This is a genomic window from Robertmurraya kyonggiensis (assembly GCF_005116465.1).
Taxonomy (GTDB): Bacteria; Bacillota; Bacilli; order Bacillales; family Cytobacillaceae; genus Robertmurraya; species Robertmurraya kyonggiensis.
In genome coordinates this window covers 638,808-656,800 of the sequence record NZ_SWBM01000001.1, presented here as the reverse complement: position 1 = coordinate 656,800, position 17,993 = coordinate 638,808, and the positions used below count along the sequence as shown (strand labels likewise).

General features: G+C 37.4%; 20 protein-coding genes and 1 other annotated feature. All 20 genes read right to left on the bottom strand.

What is annotated here, in order from left to right; all coding sequences use genetic code 11:
• Positions 1-95: 95 nt before the first annotated feature.
• Positions 96-1,007, bottom strand: a complete 912-nt coding sequence (locus FA727_RS03295) for an RluA family pseudouridine synthase (protein ID WP_136829297.1) — start codon at positions 1,005-1,007, stop codon at positions 96-98.
• Positions 979-1,473, bottom strand: a complete 495-nt coding sequence (lspA, locus tag FA727_RS03290; protein ID WP_136829296.1) for a signal peptidase II — start codon at positions 1,471-1,473, stop codon at positions 979-981. Before lspA ends, FA727_RS03295 begins: the two co-directional genes overlap by 29 nt.
• A gap of 71 nt (positions 1,474-1,544) precedes the next feature.
• Positions 1,545-1,835 carry a hypothetical protein gene (locus FA727_RS03285; protein WP_136829295.1) on the bottom strand — a complete coding sequence of 97 codons (291 nt, stop codon included), beginning with the start codon at positions 1,833-1,835 and terminating at the stop codon, positions 1,545-1,547.
• Between the two features lie 158 nt (positions 1,836-1,993).
• Positions 1,994-4,765, bottom strand: coding sequence for an isoleucine--tRNA ligase (gene ileS / locus FA727_RS03280; RefSeq protein ID WP_136829294.1), 2,772 nt, complete (start codon positions 4,763-4,765; stop codon positions 1,994-1,996).
• An 83-nt stretch (positions 4,766-4,848) separates the two neighbouring features.
• Positions 4,849-5,097, bottom strand: a binding site (T-box leader).
• Between the two features lie 42 nt (positions 5,098-5,139).
• On the bottom strand, positions 5,140-5,655 hold the full coding sequence (locus tag FA727_RS03275) for a DivIVA domain-containing protein (protein ID WP_126405810.1): 516 nt from the start codon (positions 5,653-5,655) through the stop codon (positions 5,140-5,142).
• Positions 5,656-5,771: 116 nt separating this feature from the next.
• Complete coding sequence (locus tag FA727_RS03270) at positions 5,772-6,545, bottom strand: YlmH family RNA-binding protein (RefSeq protein WP_136829293.1); 774 nt, start codon at positions 6,543-6,545, stop codon at positions 5,772-5,774.
• Between the two features lie 131 nt (positions 6,546-6,676).
• Positions 6,677-6,940: a YggT family protein gene (locus FA727_RS03265; RefSeq protein ID WP_136829292.1), complete on the bottom strand. Its 264-nt coding sequence runs from the start codon at positions 6,938-6,940 to the stop codon at positions 6,677-6,679.
• A gap of 6 nt (positions 6,941-6,946) precedes the next feature.
• Positions 6,947-7,405, bottom strand: a complete 459-nt coding sequence (locus FA727_RS03260; RefSeq protein WP_136829291.1) for a cell division protein SepF — start codon at positions 7,403-7,405, stop codon at positions 6,947-6,949.
• A 13-nt stretch (positions 7,406-7,418) separates the two neighbouring features.
• Positions 7,419-8,090 (bottom strand): YggS family pyridoxal phosphate-dependent enzyme, encoded by a 672-nt coding sequence (locus tag FA727_RS03255; RefSeq protein ID WP_136831003.1) that lies wholly within the window; start codon positions 8,088-8,090, stop codon positions 7,419-7,421.
• Positions 8,091-8,101: 11 nt separating this feature from the next.
• Positions 8,102-8,914 carry a peptidoglycan editing factor PgeF gene (gene pgeF / locus FA727_RS03250; protein WP_136829290.1) on the bottom strand — a complete coding sequence of 271 codons (813 nt, stop codon included), beginning with the start codon at positions 8,912-8,914 and terminating at the stop codon, positions 8,102-8,104.
• 76 nt (positions 8,915-8,990) lie between these two features.
• Entirely contained in the window at positions 8,991-9,254 is a 264-nt protein-coding gene (locus FA727_RS03245) for a YlmC/YmxH family sporulation protein (protein ID WP_136829289.1), read from the bottom strand.
• Positions 9,255-9,416: 162 nt separating this feature from the next.
• Entirely contained in the window at positions 9,417-10,196 is a 780-nt protein-coding gene (sigG, locus tag FA727_RS03240) for an RNA polymerase sporulation sigma factor SigG (RefSeq protein ID WP_126405804.1), read from the bottom strand.
• A gap of 166 nt (positions 10,197-10,362) precedes the next feature.
• Positions 10,363-11,082, bottom strand: coding sequence for an RNA polymerase sporulation sigma factor SigE (sigE, locus tag FA727_RS03235; protein WP_136829288.1), 720 nt, complete (start codon positions 11,080-11,082; stop codon positions 10,363-10,365).
• 45 nt (positions 11,083-11,127) lie between these two features.
• A complete protein-coding gene (gene spoIIGA, locus FA727_RS03230) occupies positions 11,128-12,060 on the bottom strand; it encodes a sigma-E processing peptidase SpoIIGA (RefSeq protein WP_136829287.1) in 933 nt (310 codons plus the stop codon).
• 266 nt (positions 12,061-12,326) lie between these two features.
• On the bottom strand, positions 12,327-13,469 hold the full coding sequence (ftsZ, locus tag FA727_RS03225) for a cell division protein FtsZ (protein ID WP_136829286.1): 1,143 nt from the start codon (positions 13,467-13,469) through the stop codon (positions 12,327-12,329).
• Between the two features lie 132 nt (positions 13,470-13,601).
• Entirely contained in the window at positions 13,602-14,891 is a 1,290-nt protein-coding gene (ftsA, locus tag FA727_RS03220) for a cell division protein FtsA (protein ID WP_136831002.1), read from the bottom strand.
• A gap of 284 nt (positions 14,892-15,175) precedes the next feature.
• On the bottom strand, positions 15,176-15,517 hold the full coding sequence (locus tag FA727_RS03215) for a small basic family protein (RefSeq protein ID WP_136829285.1): 342 nt from the start codon (positions 15,515-15,517) through the stop codon (positions 15,176-15,178).
• A 2-nt stretch (positions 15,518-15,519) separates the two neighbouring features.
• Positions 15,520-16,248, bottom strand: a complete 729-nt coding sequence (locus tag FA727_RS03210; protein ID WP_136829284.1) for a DUF881 domain-containing protein — start codon at positions 16,246-16,248, stop codon at positions 15,520-15,522.
• Positions 16,249-16,314: 66 nt separating this feature from the next.
• On the bottom strand, positions 16,315-17,013 hold the full coding sequence (locus FA727_RS03205; RefSeq protein WP_136829283.1) for a DUF881 domain-containing protein: 699 nt from the start codon (positions 17,011-17,013) through the stop codon (positions 16,315-16,317).
• Positions 16,991-17,776 carry a cell division protein FtsQ/DivIB gene (locus FA727_RS03200; RefSeq protein WP_136829282.1) on the bottom strand — a complete coding sequence of 262 codons (786 nt, stop codon included), beginning with the start codon at positions 17,774-17,776 and terminating at the stop codon, positions 16,991-16,993. Before FA727_RS03200 ends, FA727_RS03205 begins: the two co-directional genes overlap by 23 nt.
• Between the last annotated feature and the right edge of the window lie 217 nt (positions 17,777-17,993).

The following is a 17,993-nucleotide window of genomic DNA, read 5'->3' as shown; positions in this document are numbered from 1 at the left end:
TTCCAACCTACGATCCGTTTCCTTCTCAGCCTCTCTGGACTGTCTTAAAGGACTTATTAAACTATAGTCATAGTAGCTTATAATTGGAACATTTGTCAACGATTATTTCGAAGCTTATCCAACAATTCGACAAAATCCTTTGGAAGTGGAGCTTCAAATTCTAGATATTCCTTTGTTCGTGGATGAATAAATCCAAGGATTCCGGCATGCAGGACCTGTCCACCAAAATCAATTGTTTTTCTTGGACCATACTTTGGATCCCCAGCTAAAGGAAACCCAATATACTTCATATGCACACGAATTTGATGGGTTCTTCCTGTCTCTAATTGACACTCAACTAGGGTAAAGTCATTAAAACGTTCTAAAACGTGAAAATGTGTAACAGCATGCTTTCCATTATCTACAACTGTCATGCTTTGACGATCCTTTGGATCCCGAGCTATTGGTGCATCAATTGTTCCATCATCATGCGCGATATTTCCATGAACTACAGCACGATAACGTCTAGTTACAGTTTTTGCAACAAGTTGATTAACTAAATCCTCATGAGCAAAATCATTTTTTGCAACCATCAAAAGACCTGACGTATCTTTATCAATACGATGAACAATTCCTGGTCTTAGTACACCATTAATACCAGATAAATCTTTACAATGAGCCATTAAACCGTTCACAAGTGTTCCAGTTAAATGTCCAGGCGCAGGATGGACAACCATCCCTTTAGGCTTATTAACGACGATAACATCCTTATCCTCGTAGTAAATTTCCAGATCCATTTCCTCAGGAATGACATCTAATTCTTCTGGTTCTGGGATTGTGATTTCAATTTTATCATTTAAAGAACCCTTATAATTTGTTTTGATTGGCTGTCCATTAACGAGGACATTCCCTTCTTTTATCCACTGTTGAACTTGAGTTCTCGACCATTCTGTATTTAATGTTGAAAGTACTTTATCAATTCTTTCATTTGCATGTTCCTCAAGAATGATGTGTTCCTTTTTCTCCATGTGCTTTCTCCTTTGCTTCACGCTCTTCGCGGAACATTTGAATCATGAGTAGGGCTACTCCTACGACTAACGCTGAATCCGCTACATTAAAAATCGGAAAATCGTAGCCGAAGATGTATGTATCGACAAAGTCCACGACCTCCTTGCGAAATACGCGATCGATAAAGTTACCGATAGCACCACCAAGCATCAATCCAAGTGAAATACCTAATAGCTTCTTACCTTTTGTATGCTTAGCCATGTAATAAACAATCCCAACAATTACAACGAGTGTGATAATGTAGAAAAACCACATCTGTCCTTGAAGAATTCCCCAAGCTGCACCTTGATTACGATGAGATGTAATATAAAGGAAATCTTTGATAATCGCAATACTTTCCCCTAAATCCATATTTTTTACAATCAGCCATTTTGTTAATTGATCAATTACAATAATTACAAGTGCAAGTATGTAATAAAAAAACACAAAGGTAACCTCCAGCTCTCACGAAATTGTTACCTTTGCATTTTAGCATACTACCTGTAAAAACGATAGCGTTAGGAGTAGATCGGCTTACAATAATACTTGATTATTTCATCAACGTCTTCCATGGATTGAATCGTTGGAACAATGGCTAAATAATCTGTTGGAATTAGCTCTCCAGAAATTTCACATAAACCGAAGCTTCCATTTTCGAGCTTTTCCATCGATTTCTCAACATCCTTTAACTCTTCCTCAATTAGGGGTTTAACAAGCGGTGAACAGTTATTATTTTCAAGACTATCTTGTAATTCTTTTTTCATTGTACGGAGTTCTGAATAGAGCTTCTTTTTCGTAAATGCTTCCATATCTAAACCTCCGTTTTATCTTATTTTCCCTTATTATTTCCCTAGCGCATTTTCTGACACAGGCAAACATTTAACAGAGAGAACAAGCATTAACGGAGTTGGAATATATCACTATAAAAGAAAAAACTCTCCGAGAATAATCTCGAAAAGTCTTAACTTTAGGCTAAATGACTGTAATTTTCTTTTACGACTTCTGCACAGCGCGGGCAAAGTGTTGGATGGTCATGATCTTGGCCAACCTCTGGTGTTACAACCCAACAACGCTCACATGTTTCGCCGTCTGCTTTGGAAACAACGATTGCTGCAGTTTCTAATTTTACCGCTTCCTCAGGTGCCTGATCATATGAACCAGCAACTTCAAAACCAGAAACAATAAATAACTGCTGTAAGTTCTCTGAAATGGTATCTAATAATTCTTTTGTTGATCCATTTACATACAAGCTCACTTTAGCAGATAGAGATTTACCAATGACTTTCGCATTTCTAGCTTCCTCTAGAGCCTTAAGGATATCATCGCGAAGCGTCATGAACTTCGTCCACTTTTCTACTAATTTCTCACCATTTGCTAACTCGACGTACTCAGGCATATCTGTTAATTGAACACTTGCCTCTTTCGCATCTGGAATAAAGCTCCAAACCTCGTCTGCAGTATGAGAAAGGATTGGTGATAATAATTTAGTTAGGGCGATTAAGGATTCATAAAGAACTGTTTGAATCGCGCGACGGTCTTGATGATCAGCGCCTTCGATGTAAAGAACATCCTTTGCAAAATCTAAATAGAACGCACTTAAATCTAAAGTACAGAAATTATTGACTGCATGATAAATGGATGCAAACTCATAATTTTCGTATGCGTTGCGAACATTTTTAATCAATTCATTTAATTTCACTAAAACAAATTGGTCCACTTCTCTTAGGTTTTCATACGCAACTTTATTTTCACTTGGATTAAAGTCTTCCAAGTTTCCAAGTAAGAAACGGAACGTGTTACGGATTTTACGGTACACCTCAGCTACTTGCTTTAGAATCGCATCAGATACTCTAACATCTGACTGATAATCAACAGAAGCTACCCATAAACGTAAAATATCGGCACCTAGCTGATCCATTACCTTAGCTGGGATTACGACGTTTCCAATTGACTTACTCATTTTACGTCCTTCACCATCTAATGCAAAACCGTGGCTTAAAACGCCCTTATATGGAGCCTTTCCAGTAACAGCTACCCCAGTTGATAAAGAGGAGTTAAACCATCCACGATATTGGTCTGAACCCTCTAAATACAGGTCAGCTGGACGCTGAAGGTCTTCACGCTCTTCAAGTACTGCTTGATGCGAAGAACCAGAGTCAAACCAAACATCCATGATGTCTGTTTCTTTAGTGAAGATTCCATTTGGACTTGATTCATGCGTAAAGCCTGCTGGTAGTAAGTCTTTTGCTTCACGTTCAAACCAAATATTTGAACCATGTTCGCGGAACAAGTTTGATACATGATTGATTGTTTCATCCGTAATAATAGGTTCTCCGTTTTCCGCATAAAATACAGGAATCGGAACACCCCAGACACGTTGACGAGAAATACACCAGTCCCCACGGTCTCTTACCATATTAAAGAGTCTTGTTTCTCCCCATGCAGGCACCCATTTTGTTTCTTTAATTGCTTGTAGAAGGTCCTCACGGAAATCTTTAATAGATGCAAACCATTGAGCAGTCGCACGGAAAATAACTGGTTTCTTTGTTCTCCAATCGTGTGGATAAGAGTGCGTGATAAATTGTAGCTTTAATAAAGCACCAACTTCTTGAAGCTTTTCTGTGATTGGTTTATTCGCTGTATCGTAGAATAAGCCTTCAAAGCCTTCTGCTTCATTTGTAAAGCAGCCTTTATCATCTACTGGACTTAATACATCAAGACCATATTTTTGACCAACTAAGAAGTCATCTTCTCCGTGACCAGGAGCTGTATGAACACAACCTGTACCAGCATCTGTAGTTACATGTTCTCCTAGCATTACTAAAGAATCACGCCCATATAGCGGATGCTTTGCAATAATATATTCTAATTCTGAACCTTGAACTGTTTTAATAACAGATGGATTTTCCCATCCTAATTCATTTGTTACGGACTCTAACAAATCTTTTGCAATCACGAATTTTTTGCCAGACACTTCAACTACTACATAGCTTAAATCACCATGAACCGTAATTCCTAGGTTAGCAGGAATCGTCCAAGGAGTTGTTGTCCAGATAATAAATTGCGTTTCTGTATCCAGTACGCCTTTTCCGTCTTTCACTTCAAAAGCAACATAAATAGACGCAGATTTCTTATCTTGGTACTCAATCTCCGCTTCAGCTAGAGCAGATTCACTTGAAGGAGACCAATAAACTGGCTTTAAGCCTTTATAGATATAGCCTTTTTTAGCCATTTCACCAAACACTTTAATTTGTTGTGCTTCATATTCTGGCTTTAAAGTGATATATGGATTTTCCCAATCTCCTCTAACACCTAAGCGTTTAAATTGAGATCTCTGATTATCAATTTGTTGATAAGCATATTCTTCACACAGTTTGCGGAATTCAGCAACAGTTAGCTCCTTACGCTTAACACCTTTATTCGTAAGCGCCTGCTCGATTGGTAATCCATGGGTATCCCAACCTGGTACATACGGTGCTTGGAAGCCACTCATGGACTTATAGCGTACGATAAAATCTTTAAGAATCTTATTTAACGCGTGGCCCATGTGGATGTCCCCGTTTGCATATGGAGGACCATCATGCAATACAAACAACGGACGTCCCTGTGTTCTTTCTTGTACCGCTTTATAAATATCCATTTCATTCCATTTTTCTTGAATTTCAGGTTCCCTCTTAGGAAGGTTTCCTCGCATTGGAAATTCAGTTTTTGGCATTAATAACGTGTCTTTGTATTCCATTTCACTTTCCTCCTAAAAAACTCCATTACCACTCATCATACATTATAGGCTAATAAAAACACAAAAAACCTTCTCATCCCTATAAAAGGGACGAGAAGGTTTTAACTCCCGCGGTACCACCCTTGTAGATAGAATAAATCTATCCGCTCAAAGAATTCGTAACGTGAATGACTCGCCATTACCTACTCCTACAAAAGGCAAAACCTTTTGCAAATGTTCAGTTAGGTACTCAAGGGTGATCTTCCAAGCTTCTACCCACGCCGAACTTCCACCATCTTCGGCTCGCTACAGTAAGTTCTAGAATCTTGTACTGTCCCTCTCATTGTATGAATTATGTTTTATTTACGTATTATATGACTTTCTAACGCTATGCGTCAAGCCATTGTGTCTTCTTGTTCAGCAGATTTTAATTCAGTTGTATCAACTTCATATTCAAGCAAATGGTCCCAATCATCATTATTCAAAAGGTCCAATTGAGCTTCAATAAGCATCTTGAAACGAGTTTTGAAGACTTTAGATTGCTTCTTCAAATCTTCAATTTCAAGAGCAATCTTTCTTGCCTTGGATAAAGATTCATTTACAATTCTATCAGCATTTTTTTCAGCTTCGCGAATAATTAACTTCGCTTCTTTTTGCGCATTACGTTTTACTTCTTCCCCTGCTTCTTGGGCAATAACAATCGATTTATTAAGAGTGTCTTCAATATTAGAGAAGTGACCTAAACGTGCATTGACGTCGCTTAATTTTTCTTCTAATTCTTTTTTCTCACGAATAATTAATTCGTAATCTTTAATAACCTGGTCTAAAAATTCATTTACCTCATCTTCATCATAACCACGGAATCCTTTTGTGAATTCCTTGTTATGTATATCTAAAGGTGTTAATGGCATGAAGGCCACCTCCATATTTTAGTAAAATATTTATGTATTGAATGTTGATATTACCAACTATTCGACATTTATTTTGGTTTTCCTGCATAATTCCAAGAAATTTTCTTAAAACCGACTTATCTCTGTTTTCCAGCAATAATCCGGAGCTTGTCCTTTTTTGTTCTTCCTTCGATCGAAATGATTTTTGAACGGCCATGACCCCTAACGGAAATCATATCGGCTACATCACAATCAAAAGCAGGATTTTCGATAGTAGTCCAGTTCACTTTCACGCGTCCACTCTTAATATATTCTTGTGACCTTTGTCGAGAAATATTAAGCAGGGTAGACAAAACTGTATCCAAACGAAGAGAAGATACGGTTGTACTTACTTCTTGCCAGCTATCTAAAATGTTCATCCCCTCTGCCAAAGGAATCTCTTTTAACGAAATCGAAGAGCGGCCAATATGAGTGAGCTGCATCTGGATATAATCACTTATTTCTTTTACGAGAAGAAATTGGACCCGGTCGTTTTGGATAAGGATATCCCCAAATTTCCCTCTCTTAAGGCCAAGCCCCATGAGGCTTCCTAATACTTGCGGATGTTCTATTGTGATGAATTTAGTTGCATATTCAATCTCGAAGAGTTGAATATTAAAATCATCCTTATCAACATTTAAATAGTCTGGGTAAATCAACGCTCTCTTCCGCTCGTTTTCCTCTAAGCCTCCAAAAAAAGCAACTTTTATTTCAGACTGAGTACCAATGATTGTTTTGATAATTTGCTGTTCCCTTGGATCCAAAAAATCGGTTAGCTTTGAAGAATAAGAATTCTCTACAAACTCCTTCCATTGAAGGACCTGGTCGATAAACTCTCGCTCTTCCGGACGGAAATGCTGATAAATATTCATGTAATCACCTGACTAGATTTCACAATAATAACTTGTAATACATTACGAAATAGATTGACCAAATTACTGAATTTGAAAAAGTAAAAAAGGGGAAACCAAAAACATACCCCTTTTAAATCAAAAGATTACCATTATGCAATCCAACGGTATAACTCAGCTAACCCAGATGTCGCAAAACGTAACACTAAGATTCCGACAATCGGGGAAATATCAATCATCCCTAAAGGCGGTATGATTCGACGAAAAGGATCCAAATATGGTTCACATATTCTCGCTAGAATCTGACCAAACGATGATTCTCGTGCATTGGGAAACCATGAAAGCAAAATGTAAATAATCAGAGCCCATGAGTAAATCTCAATCAATTTAATCAATATCGTAAAAATGAATAACATGTAGCCCTACCACCTCGAATCGTCATATTCAGTTTCTTGTAAAATTTGCGAAATTGTTCCTGAAACCTCAACATTATCAGGTGTGCAAAGGAAAATATCCGTTCCAATCTTTTGGATGTCTCCCCCAACAGCATATACAGTACCACTTAAAAAGTCGACGATTCGCTTTGCTTGATCTCGCTCAATTCTTTGGAGATTCACAACGACAGCGCGACGATTTTTTAATTGATCAGCAATATCCTGTGCCTCTGCGTAAATGCGTGGCTCCACCAATACAACCTTTGAACCTGATGATTTCTGTACACTTTGAAGGCTGACAACATTTTGTTTCTGCGTTGTAGCATTTGTAGGCTGGTACTTTTGAGAACGAGCAGGCGGCGCTACTTCTTCCTCATACCCTTCCTCTTCATAGTCATATTCATCATCTAAGAAAAAAAATGTTTTTATTTTTGATTTTATACTCATTATTCACACCTCTTTATTCACCGACTAATGCGGTTCCGATTCGAACCATCGTTGCACCTTCCTCGATGGCAATAGCAAAATCATTGGACATTCCCATGGAAAGTTCATGGCATGGTGCATAGTCAAGATGAAGTTCCTGAATACTATCCTGTAATTTTTTCACAGTTCTAAAGCAATTTCTTAAAATATTTTCATCCTTTGTATAAGGAGCCATTGTCATTAATCCAGCCACCCGTATATTAGAAAAACCCTGAAGCTCCTTTACGAATGGAATTACCTCTTCTGGATCTAGACCGTGCTTAGACTCCTCTTCAGACGTTTTGACCTGGATGAAACAATTAATCGTACGATGAGCACGTTTATTGATCTCAGTCGCAAGAGATAATCGATCTAAGGAATGTATGTAATCGACTTTATCGATGATGTTTTTTACTTTTCTAGTTTGCAAGGAACCGATAAAGTGCCATCTTGGCTTGTCCTGTAGAACTTCCCATTTAGCGCTTATTCCTTCTTCGCGATTTTCACCTAAATCCATAATTCCAGCATCAATAGCCTCTTTGGCTCTTTCAATCGTGACATATTTCGTAACCGCTATGATGGTTATTTCATTTGGATCTCGATTTGCTTTCTTGCAAGCTTCGTTTAATTGTTCGTTTATAAGTGTAAGATTGTCTGTCACTTGCATTGTAACTTGTGCTAATCCTCCTTCCAACCAATAAAGCTCATCATCCGACCTGTTTTTCCTTTATCACGTCTATGTGAGAAAAATTGGTCAGTATGGCAACTCGTGCAGAATTTTGTCACTTGAATATTTTCCTCTGGAATACCTGCATTAATTAAAATCAATCGATTGAGCTCTTTTAAATTCAAATAGTATTGATTACCATTTATTAAATTATATGGTTTTTCTTCGACATCTTCTAGTATATTATGAACTAATTCTATCACGCGATCATCAACAATATAACAATTTTCGCAAATTGATGGGCCGATCACAACAAAAATGTCATCTGGACTCACATTCTCAGCCTGAAACACGTTCACCATTTCTTTGCCAATACCACGGACTGTCCCTTTCCATCCAGCATGCGCTAATCCAACTGCATGTTGTGTGCGAGCGTAAAAGTAAAGTGGGACACAATCGGCGTAACACAGTGTTAGCAAAACTCCCGCGTCTTTCGTGAAGAATCCATCGGTGTTCTTAAAGGAATCCTCATACACAGTTGCACCAATTCCTTTGTCATCACTTTTAACTTTTGCAATCTTGATTCCATGAGTCTGCTCAGCACCTACCCAGTTAAGAATAGGGAAATGAAGCAGGTCACCAATCAGTTCTCGATTCTGACAGACTGAATTGTATTCATCCTGAACGTGAAATCCAATGTTTAAAGAAGCAAACTCCTCACGGCTTAAACCACCATTTTTCGTTGTAAAACCCGCCACGAGAGACTCTTTATTCCATCCATCAATAAGAAAAAATTGTTCATTCTTTAAAAAGAATGGTTCCATTTTCATTACCTCTTGAGCGTTTTTATTTAGTTTAACACGAAAAGCGCAGTAGGTCACAGGATATTAGGAAAAATTCTTACTCTGGCAGGTACTTTAACTCAGGGACATCATTATATCGAACTAAGATGACATCCTCACCAATTTTCAAAATGTTTCTCCAAGAAATGGTTACTTCGTCTTCTTTGCCAAATAGACCTAATACTCTCCCTGACCCAACGATGATGATCGATTCTATTCTGCCTGTTTTTAGGTTAATATCAATATCCCCAATATTCCCAAGTTTTTTTCCATCTGATATATTCACGACATCTTTCGTTTGAAAATCCGAAATTCTTAGCATCTATATCAACTCCTACCTTTTCTCTTATTATTTATATGAGTTGAGATAGGAGAAAAATGAATAGTTGTTGGAAAAGTTAATTTTCCCTCTCTTTAAAAATGCCTGTAGACAAACTCTTACTAAAGTGTGTCTACAGGCTTAAAAAGCTGCCAATTTGGCAGCTTAACTTTGTATGTTTTTATTCATTTGTTTAATTGCAGCTTTTTCTAGTCGAGACACTTGAGCTTGGGATATCCCAATTTCTTCGGCTACTTCCATTTGTGTTTTTCCTTGGAAAAACCTCTTCCTTAAGATGAGCTTTTCTCTTTCATTTAGGCGACGCATGCCTTCTTTAAGAGCAATTTCTTCAATCCATTGGATATCCTTATTTCGCTCATCACTCAGCTGGTCCATTACATAGATCGGGTCTCCTCCATCGTTATAGATCGGTTCAAACAAGGAAACGGGATCTTGAATGGCATCTAAAGCAAATACGATTTCCTCATGAGGTACGTCAAGCACCTTCGCAATTTCTGCTGCTGTTGGTTCCTTTGAAGTTTCACTCATTAATTTTTCCCTAACTTGCAGGGCTTTGTAGGCTATATCTCTTAATGAGCGTGAAACACGAATTGGATTGTTATCTCTTAAATAACGTCGAATTTCTCCAATAATCATCGGAACAGCGTAAGTAGAAAACTTTACATTTTGACCTAAATCAAAGTTATCAATCGATTTCATTAGACCTATACAACCAACCTGGAACAGGTCATCCACAAACTCGCCCCTATTGTTAAAACGCTGAATAACGCTTAATACTAAACGTAAATTCCCATTGACGAGTTTTTCTCGCGCAGACGTATCTCCGCTTTGCATTTGCTTAAAGAGCTTTCGCATTTCTTCATTTTTAAGCACTGGGAGCTTAGATGTATCTACACCGCAAATTTCAACCTTATTTCGAGTCAATTCTTTTCCCTCCTCACAGGAGCTGCTGTACAAAAAACAGTATCTCCTTGAGAAGGAAAAATATGCACCTCGATACGAGCCATCGCTGTCGAAATTTGTCATGAATAGTCATGAAATCTAGTAGACATTGGTTTTTTACACCGATAAATTTTTTTCATCCACACTACTAGACCATTTTATTAAATTCCTTTTTTAGTCGCTTAATAATTCTCTTTTCGAGGCGAGATATATAAGACTGTGAAATACCCAGCATATCCGCCACATCCTTTTGCGTCTTTTCTTCTCCATTCCCCAGACCAAACCGCAGCTCCATAATTTGCTTTTCGCGTTCAGATAATTGGTGAAGGGCATTCAACAGAAGCTTTTTATCAACAGTTGCCTCCAGATTTTTTGTAATGATGTCTTCTTCAGTTCCTAGCACGTCAGAGAGCAAGAGCTCATTCCCATCCCAATCGATATTCAACGGTTCATCAAAGGATACCTCAGACCTTATCTTATTGTTTCTTCTTAAGTACATAAGAATCTCATTTTCAATACATCTCGATGCGTATGTAGCTAATTTAATTTTCTTTTCTGGGTTAAACGTATTAACCGCCTTTATAAGGCCGATTGTCCCAATACTAATTAAATCTTCAATATTGATACCTGTATTTTCAAATTTTCTAGCGATGTAGACAACTAACCGAAGATTGCGTTCAATTAGGATAGATCTGGCTGCCTTATCTCCCTGGGGAAGTTTTTGCAATAATACTTCTTCTTCTTCCTTCGTCAAAGGAGGAGGGAGTGCTTCGCTTCCACCAATATAAAAGACTTCATCTGTTTTAATTCCGAGTTTAATTAATAGTTTATACCAATAGTAGGATAAGCGAAGTTTCAAGTTTTTCATCTGTTGTCCTCCTTATAAACATGTTCATAATCTAAATTCATTCGATTAACTTACTTTAGTTGATGTTTTAGCTTTCATCCCTGTTAACATTTTCGGATGTACGATACACTCAAAGGCATCATCGGACGATAATTGCTGAAATGTAAAAGATACTAATCCTTTTTCTACCTGCAACGCTTCCTTTCCATTATCAATAATGATCTCGTCTGGTTTAACTGCAATAATGAGTTGATTCTCTTGTCCGACCACCTTATAAGGAATGATTCGAAGCTTGTATTCCCATTCTGGAGGAAGATGCTCTGCCCCTGATATAATACTCTCCGCTTCATTTGCTAAAATCGAAATGGCTTCTGGTATCTCCGTCATCCTTTTAAGTGATACGAACATGACGGGCATTTTGGAAATAGGGTCGTATAACCCGTTTCCACTATCAACCAAACCTTTAAAGTTCATTAAAACATCGTCTATTTTTATGGAAACATCCACAATTTGATCGTACTGAATTTTGGTAATTTCAATGTTCCCGATTGTTGTTTTCGAAAAATGCCAAGCTAGGGGAAATCCTAACAGTACAAATAACCAACTAATGGGATCACCGAATCCTTGAATACTTCTTAAAGCAACATTTGAAGCTAACTGAAAATCAAATTGGATGAAGTAATGAACACCTATTAATGCACCACCTGAGAGAAATGTGACTAAATATAGGGTCATAACACCATTTAGAAAAAAACGAAGTCGTTTATATCCAAATACAGCCAAAATCATCAAGAAGGAAAAAAATAATTTTGTCGCCGGATGATTTGAATAGTCATTTAACGGAGTGATTGATAATAAAATAATGATTGAACCGACGATACCACCTAAAACAAGCCTGAAGTAGTTTACTTTTCTTTTTAGAATGAGCGCAGTTAAATATAAAAGTAGGGTGTCGAACAGAAAGTTGAGGGCCCAAATGACATCCAAGTAGATCGTCAATATCTCTCCCCCTTTTGCTTCAGGTTGGGATTATACTAGATTGCCTGAAATGTGTTTCTATTAATCTGTTACGAAAAAGTATAGCGCACATTGAATATGGAAGTGTGTCACTTTCTGAAATAAATTTCCACATATTCATTCGGATTTTGTCAGTTTTTCTTATTTGGGGATTGGAAACCTAAAAATGATATTTTTCAGAGGAAAATGGAAGAAAAGCTTCATAGAAAAAAGCATGGCCAATTTGACCATGCTTTGGTTGGTAAATTTTAGCGTCTGCGATTACGATTTCTCAAGAATGTTGGAATATCCAATGCATCCTCTTGTTGAGAAGCGGTTGTACGTGTTGGTTCAACTACCTCTTCTTCTCTACGTACTTCGCGACGAGGAGCGCCAGCATCATATGAGTTTGGCTTTGCTTGACCAATATTTGGTCTAAAAGATTTTGCTTGTGCTACTTCTTCATTAAAACCAGTAGCAATAACTGTTACTACAATTTCATCCTTTAGGTCCTCATTAATAACGGAACCGAAGATCATGTTAACTTCTTGGTCTGAAGCAGTAGCTACAATATCAGCAGCTTCTTGTACTTCATACAAGCTTAGGTTTGTTCCACCTGTAATATTCATTAAGACACCTTGAGCTCCATCAATTGAAGTTTCAAGTAACGGTGAAGAAATGGCCTTTTTAGCCGCTTCTGCCGCACGGTTTTCTCCTGCTGAAACACCGATCCCCATAAGAGCAGAACCTTTGTTAGACATAATTGTTTTAACATCAGCAAAGTCAAGATTGATAAGTCCAGGTACAGCGATTAGATCTGAGATACCTTGAACACCTTGACGCAATACGTTATCTGCTTCTCTGAAAGCTTCAAGCATTGGAGTGCTCTTATCGACGATTTCTAATAATCTATCATTCGGAATCACGATTAAAGTATCTACCGCTTCCTTCATAGCTTGAATTCCGCCTGCAGCTTGGTTAGAACGTTTTCTTCCTTCAAATGTGAAAGGACGCGTTACAACACCTACTGTAAGTGCACCTAAATCACGAGCAATTTGAGCAATGACTGGTGCAGCACCAGTACCTGTTCCGCCACCCATTCCAGCGGTAACGAAAACCATATCTGCTCCACTTAATGCTTCTTCAATTTGTTCTTTACTTTCTTCGGCAGCTTTCTTACCTACTTCTGGGTTTGCACCTGCTCCAAGACCCCTTGTAAGCTTTCCACCAATTTGCATTCTTATTTCGGCTTTTGATAGGTTCAAAGCCTGTGCGTCTGTATTCACAGCAATAAACTCAACGCCTTGTACCCCGTGCTCAATCATTCGGTTAACGGCATTATTACCGCCACCTCCGACGCCGATTACTTTTATAGTTGCTAATGAATCTAAATTCGTATCAAATTCCAACATGACAAATCCTCCTAATTCGTCGATATTCCTGATAGCACTATTTATCCCGTCCTCTACAAGTAGAAATATTGCTCTCTTACTTGAAAGTAATCGATTAAGTTGAATTCTTATAATGTATTAAAGAGCGTTCAACTATTCAAAAAAGTAACCAAGGAATTTCTTAACTCTCGATGTTATTTTTTCTTCTGATTGTTTTTCTTGTTTTATTGTTTTCGGTTGTTGTGTTTGCTTTGGAACACGCTTATCTTTTGGCTCAGTTACCGCTGATTGAGTGCTTAAGCTTCTGCCTTGCATTTTGGCATTTTTATAAGCAAATTTAATTAATCCAACAGCAGTTGTATATTGTGGTTCACGAACACCAATATAATCTGGAATAGCAATACGCACCCGATTTTCAAGGATGACCTGGGCCAACTCAAGAACGCCTTGTGTTTGGGCTACCCCACCAGTTAGGACGTAACCACCTGGTAAATCGTAAATGCCAATGCGCTTGATTTCGCCACGAATTAATTCAAAGATTTCTTCCATTCTTGCTTCAATAATATCTGCTACTTCAAGCTGATTGAATTGCTGATGTTGATCAGAACCGATAATTGGTACACTAAAAACTTCTTCCTCTGAGGCATGGTCATAAAAAGCATGTCCATGCTTCAATTTTATCTTTTCTGCGTCTTCAGTTGAAGTACGAAGTCCGATGGACAAATCTTTTGTTAAATGGTCTCCACCAATCGGAATAACACTAGTTGCATGAAGGTGACCATTTACAAACACTGCAATTGTTGTAGAGCCACCTCCGATATCTACTAGGGCCACTCCCAGATTCTTTTCATCTTTAGAGAGCGCAAACGCACCTGCTGCCAAAGGTTGAAGAGTGATATCTAAAATCTCTAGACCAGCTCGTTCTACGCAACGTAATGTATTATGTAAAATCGTTTTTGATCCAGTAATAATGGTTCCTTCCATTTCAAGACGAACACCAATCATTCCCCTTGGATCTGTAATTTCATCTAATCCATCTACGATGAACTGTTTCGGAATTACATCAATAATTTCCCGTTCTGGTGGAATTGAAATAACTTGTGCCGCGTCGATAACTCTTGCGACATCATCATTTGTAATTTCTCTATTCTCACTTGAGACGGCTACTACCCCATGACACGGCTGAAGAAGAACGTGATTGCCAGTTACTCCTACAATCACTTGTCTTATTTCCATTCCTATCATTCTTTCAGCCTGATCTACCGCCTTTTTAATAGAATGAACGGTCTCATCTATGTCAACGATAGAGCCTTTTCTTAAGCCTTCAGACTTTACGTTACCTACTCCAATAATATTTAAAGTATCATTTACCATTTCACCAATGATTACTTTTACACTGGATGTACCGATGTCAAGACTTACGTATATGTCGTTGCTGTTCATTCTCATTGGCACCTCCTCTTAACAATTCAATTTCCTGAACAACAAACATTGCAAACGAATAATTTATCTAATCTATAAAATTATTCGGCAAAGTTGATATTTTCCCTTTTAATAAATTCATTTTTTTCTAATTTTCTTTTTGAATCAATATCATAATGGCTCACTTCAAGTGAAAAACGAACATTCAATGTTAATTTTGATTTCTAAAAGTATCATATTTGATAAATTTACAATTGCTTAACTCTGTTCGTTTATTAATTAGTCTACGTACATTGTGAAATGACTCATTTAGTCGAGTTTTTTGCAATCAATATTCTTCTAATGACGGCAATGTTTTGGAACAATCTAACTCCAAAAGCAAAAACTGCTGCTAAGTACAAGTCTACACCAAGATGAACACCTAGAAAAGCTAAACTTGCAGCTAAGATAATATTAAAGAAAAAACCTGATACAAAAACCTTCTCATCATAAATGTTTTGCAGATGAGCTCGAATCCCACCAAACAGTGTATCTAGGGCAGCAAGAACTGCGATCGAAAGATAATTGGAGTATTCGTCTGGTATACTAAAATTGCTCATAAGTCCTAGAAGAATTCCTATAACCAGTCCTAATACCGGAAGCCACATTTCTAACTTTCTCCTTTATCAGCTTTTACTGATTCAATATTTCTAATTCTAATCGAGTCTTCATACGCAGGGACGGTCACACTCATCTCTGGATCTAAAACATTTACCTTTAGGTTGTCTATGAAAAATTCTTCGGCTGCTTTCGATACAAGCATGCGATTATATAATTCCTGAGCATCCTCAAATGTTTCAGTAATGACTCTAATCTCGAGTGGGAAATTTTTAAGTGAACGGCCATTTATTTTTGTTTCACCCGCAATTTCTCTAATAACTGTAGTATTAATAACTCTTTGTCCACCAATTGAAACATTTTTCGCACCATACATATTTAATTCATTTAAAAGCCGTCTTAACAAATCTGGAGAGAGTGTGTAATCAACATGGTCTAATAATAATTCGTCATCTAATTTCGAAATTTGAATCGTAACTCCTGGTCCGGTTACATCAGTTAGACCCGCTTGTTCTTTCAATTCATTCAACGTATTTTTCAACGCTTGTTCCTGGCCTTGTTTTCTTTCGGTTTCATATTCAGCTAATTTCTGTTCATTTGCACGAATCTCTTTTATTAACCGAGCCTTCAATTCCATTTCTTCGTTTAAATCTTCCCGAAGCTGCCATGTATCTCGCGTGTCTCGAACCTCTGGTGTTTGTACTGAGCGAAATTGAACTGCTAACATCAAACCGATAATCATCGTAATAAACGTGAAACTTAAAGTCTTTTTTTTGCCCACCGAATCACCTTACTTTCTATTTATGTGGACAAGGAATGAGTGATAGTTTTTTTGAGAAAGTCTTTATTAAGATCCTAAAATAGGGTCAAGTAAGATTTGTTGATTCTCTTCTAACTTAAATTCAATATTTTCATTAACAAGCATGTCCTTAACGCCGCCAGTAATATTTATGGCTGCAGATAGTACCTCCGGGTCACCAATTGCAGTGATCACAAATGGAGCAGGGTGAGGGTTTCCATCTACTTCAATGACAGGACCATTACATACAATATAAGAATTATGCGTTAATCTCTGACCATTGATTGCAACAGCTGTAGCACCAGACACATATAATTCGTTAATAACATTAAAGACATGATGCTCATGTACTAAGTAGTTATTAATATTTTCTTCCTTCGGATCATATTGACCATCCGCAAGGGTTACGGTTACGCCTTTCCCTTTAACTTTCACTTTTCCAAGGAATATACGATACTTTTCTGAATCCTCTGCGAGGTTAAAAAAACCTTGTTCTTGCTCAGAAAGCTCTGCTTCCATTTCTAAAAGCTTCTCTTGCTTGTCAGCTAATTCTTGTTGTAGCTCTCGGTTATTTTCTTCTTGAGCGATTAATTCATTCCTCAGCTCTATATCTCGTTCCCATTGACTATTGCTAATCGTATCAGGTTCGTTTTCTCTAGTTAATTGATAGGAGAAAGCTATCATATATCCTAATACTAAACCGACTAACGAGAGAATGACGTATTTACCCTTCATCTTCAGTTTCATTCTCTTCTTCAGCACCTTCCACTTCAAACGCTTTAAAGAATGAACCAACCTCTAAATCAATAACACCCTTTATTTTGGGATCTAGTTGGCTCACAATTGATGGATAATGTGACATTTTTTCCGAAAAGCTCCTTAGAGAAGCACTTACCTCAAAACCATCATTCATGAATAATGTAATATGAAATTTATCTGTTTCCTTCGGGGTATAATGAATTTCAGAAATAGAATTTAAGACCTCTTTTGGAATAGCATTTAACCCAGTGATCATTTCTTCAAGTGCTTCTCCTTCAGAAAAATCAACTAGAATTGGAGAATTTATTGGCACTGGGCCTTTTTGTTCCCCGAGTATTTGACCATTCTCAAGTATAGCTTGAAAATTCCCTTCTCTCATAATATTGGCAATTCGCTTCCATTCGACAATCTTTATGGAGACATGATTTGGGAATGCTACCTTTAGCTTCGCAGATTTGATCTCTGGGAGCTTTTTTAGTTTTTTTTCAATATTGGCTTCATCTATTTTCCATACATTCATCTTGTTCGTTATACCACTTTGGGAGACTAGCTCATCATCCGTATATGTATCGTTCCCATCAATACTTATCTTGTTAACATGACTAAGCGGTGATTGGAAATAAACTACACAGCTGATCAGCGCAAAAAACAGAAGCAAGAGAAATATAAGACGTTTATTTGCCTTTCTCCGTCTTTGTTGCTTAAGCTTAGGAACACGATCCTCTAGCGAAACGATCTTCCCTTTTTCCAATCCTTTCACCTCTATTTTCCCTTATGGGTAAATCTGCGTGATATCAAAGTCCTTTGATGTTTGCTCGTTCAACTATTTATGTAGATATAATACCATAAAAAGAGAAAAACAACGGCACGATATACATGCCGTTATCCTAAATTTAATACCAAAAAAAATGATTAATCTAGTGTTAGATTATACCATAAATTTTGGTATTAGTAGAGTTGATTTTAAA

What these genes read in the sequence shown, in the direction of transcription:
- FA727_RS03255 (WP_136831003.1), bottom strand. Translation starts at nt 8,090, where the DNA reads ATGCAAGTGACAGACAATCTTACACTTATAAACGAACAATTAAACGAA.
- FA727_RS03285 (WP_136829295.1), bottom strand. Translation starts at nt 1,835, where the DNA reads ATGGAAGCATTTACGAAAAAGAAGCTCTATTCAGAACTCCGTACAATG.
- ftsZ (WP_136829286.1), bottom strand. Translation starts at nt 13,469, where the DNA reads ATGTTGGAATTTGATACGAATTTAGATTCATTAGCAACTATAAAAGTA.
- FA727_RS03295 (WP_136829297.1), bottom strand. Translation starts at nt 1,007, where the DNA reads ATGGAGAAAAAGGAACACATCATTCTTGAGGAACATGCAAATGAAAGA.
- FA727_RS03215 (WP_136829285.1), bottom strand. Translation starts at nt 15,517, where the DNA reads ATGTGGCTTCCGGTATTAGGACTGGTTATAGGAATTCTTCTAGGACTT.
- sigE (WP_136829288.1), bottom strand. Translation starts at nt 11,082, where the DNA reads ATGAAAAACTTGAAACTTCGCTTATCCTACTATTGGTATAAACTATTA.
- FA727_RS03260 (WP_136829291.1), bottom strand. Translation starts at nt 7,405, where the DNA reads ATGAGTATAAAATCAAAAATAAAAACATTTTTTTTCTTAGATGATGAA.
- FA727_RS03245 (WP_136829289.1), bottom strand. Translation starts at nt 9,254, where the DNA reads ATGCTAAGAATTTCGGATTTTCAAACGAAAGATGTCGTGAATATATCA.
- FA727_RS03270 (WP_136829293.1), bottom strand. Translation starts at nt 6,545, where the DNA reads ATGAATATTTATCAGCATTTCCGTCCGGAAGAGCGAGAGTTTATCGAC.
- FA727_RS03265 (WP_136829292.1), bottom strand. Translation starts at nt 6,940, where the DNA reads ATGTTATTCATTTTTACGATATTGATTAAATTGATTGAGATTTACTCA.
- FA727_RS03275 (WP_126405810.1), bottom strand. Translation starts at nt 5,655, where the DNA reads ATGCCATTAACACCTTTAGATATACATAACAAGGAATTCACAAAAGGA.
- ftsA (WP_136831002.1), bottom strand. Translation starts at nt 14,891, where the DNA reads ATGAACAGCAACGACATATACGTAAGTCTTGACATCGGTACATCCAGT.
- ileS (WP_136829294.1), bottom strand. Translation starts at nt 4,765, where the DNA reads ATGGAATACAAAGACACGTTATTAATGCCAAAAACTGAATTTCCAATG.
- pgeF (WP_136829290.1), bottom strand. Translation starts at nt 8,914, where the DNA reads ATGGAACCATTCTTTTTAAAGAATGAACAATTTTTTCTTATTGATGGA.
- FA727_RS03205 (WP_136829283.1), bottom strand. Translation starts at nt 17,013, where the DNA reads ATGAAACTGAAGATGAAGGGTAAATACGTCATTCTCTCGTTAGTCGGT.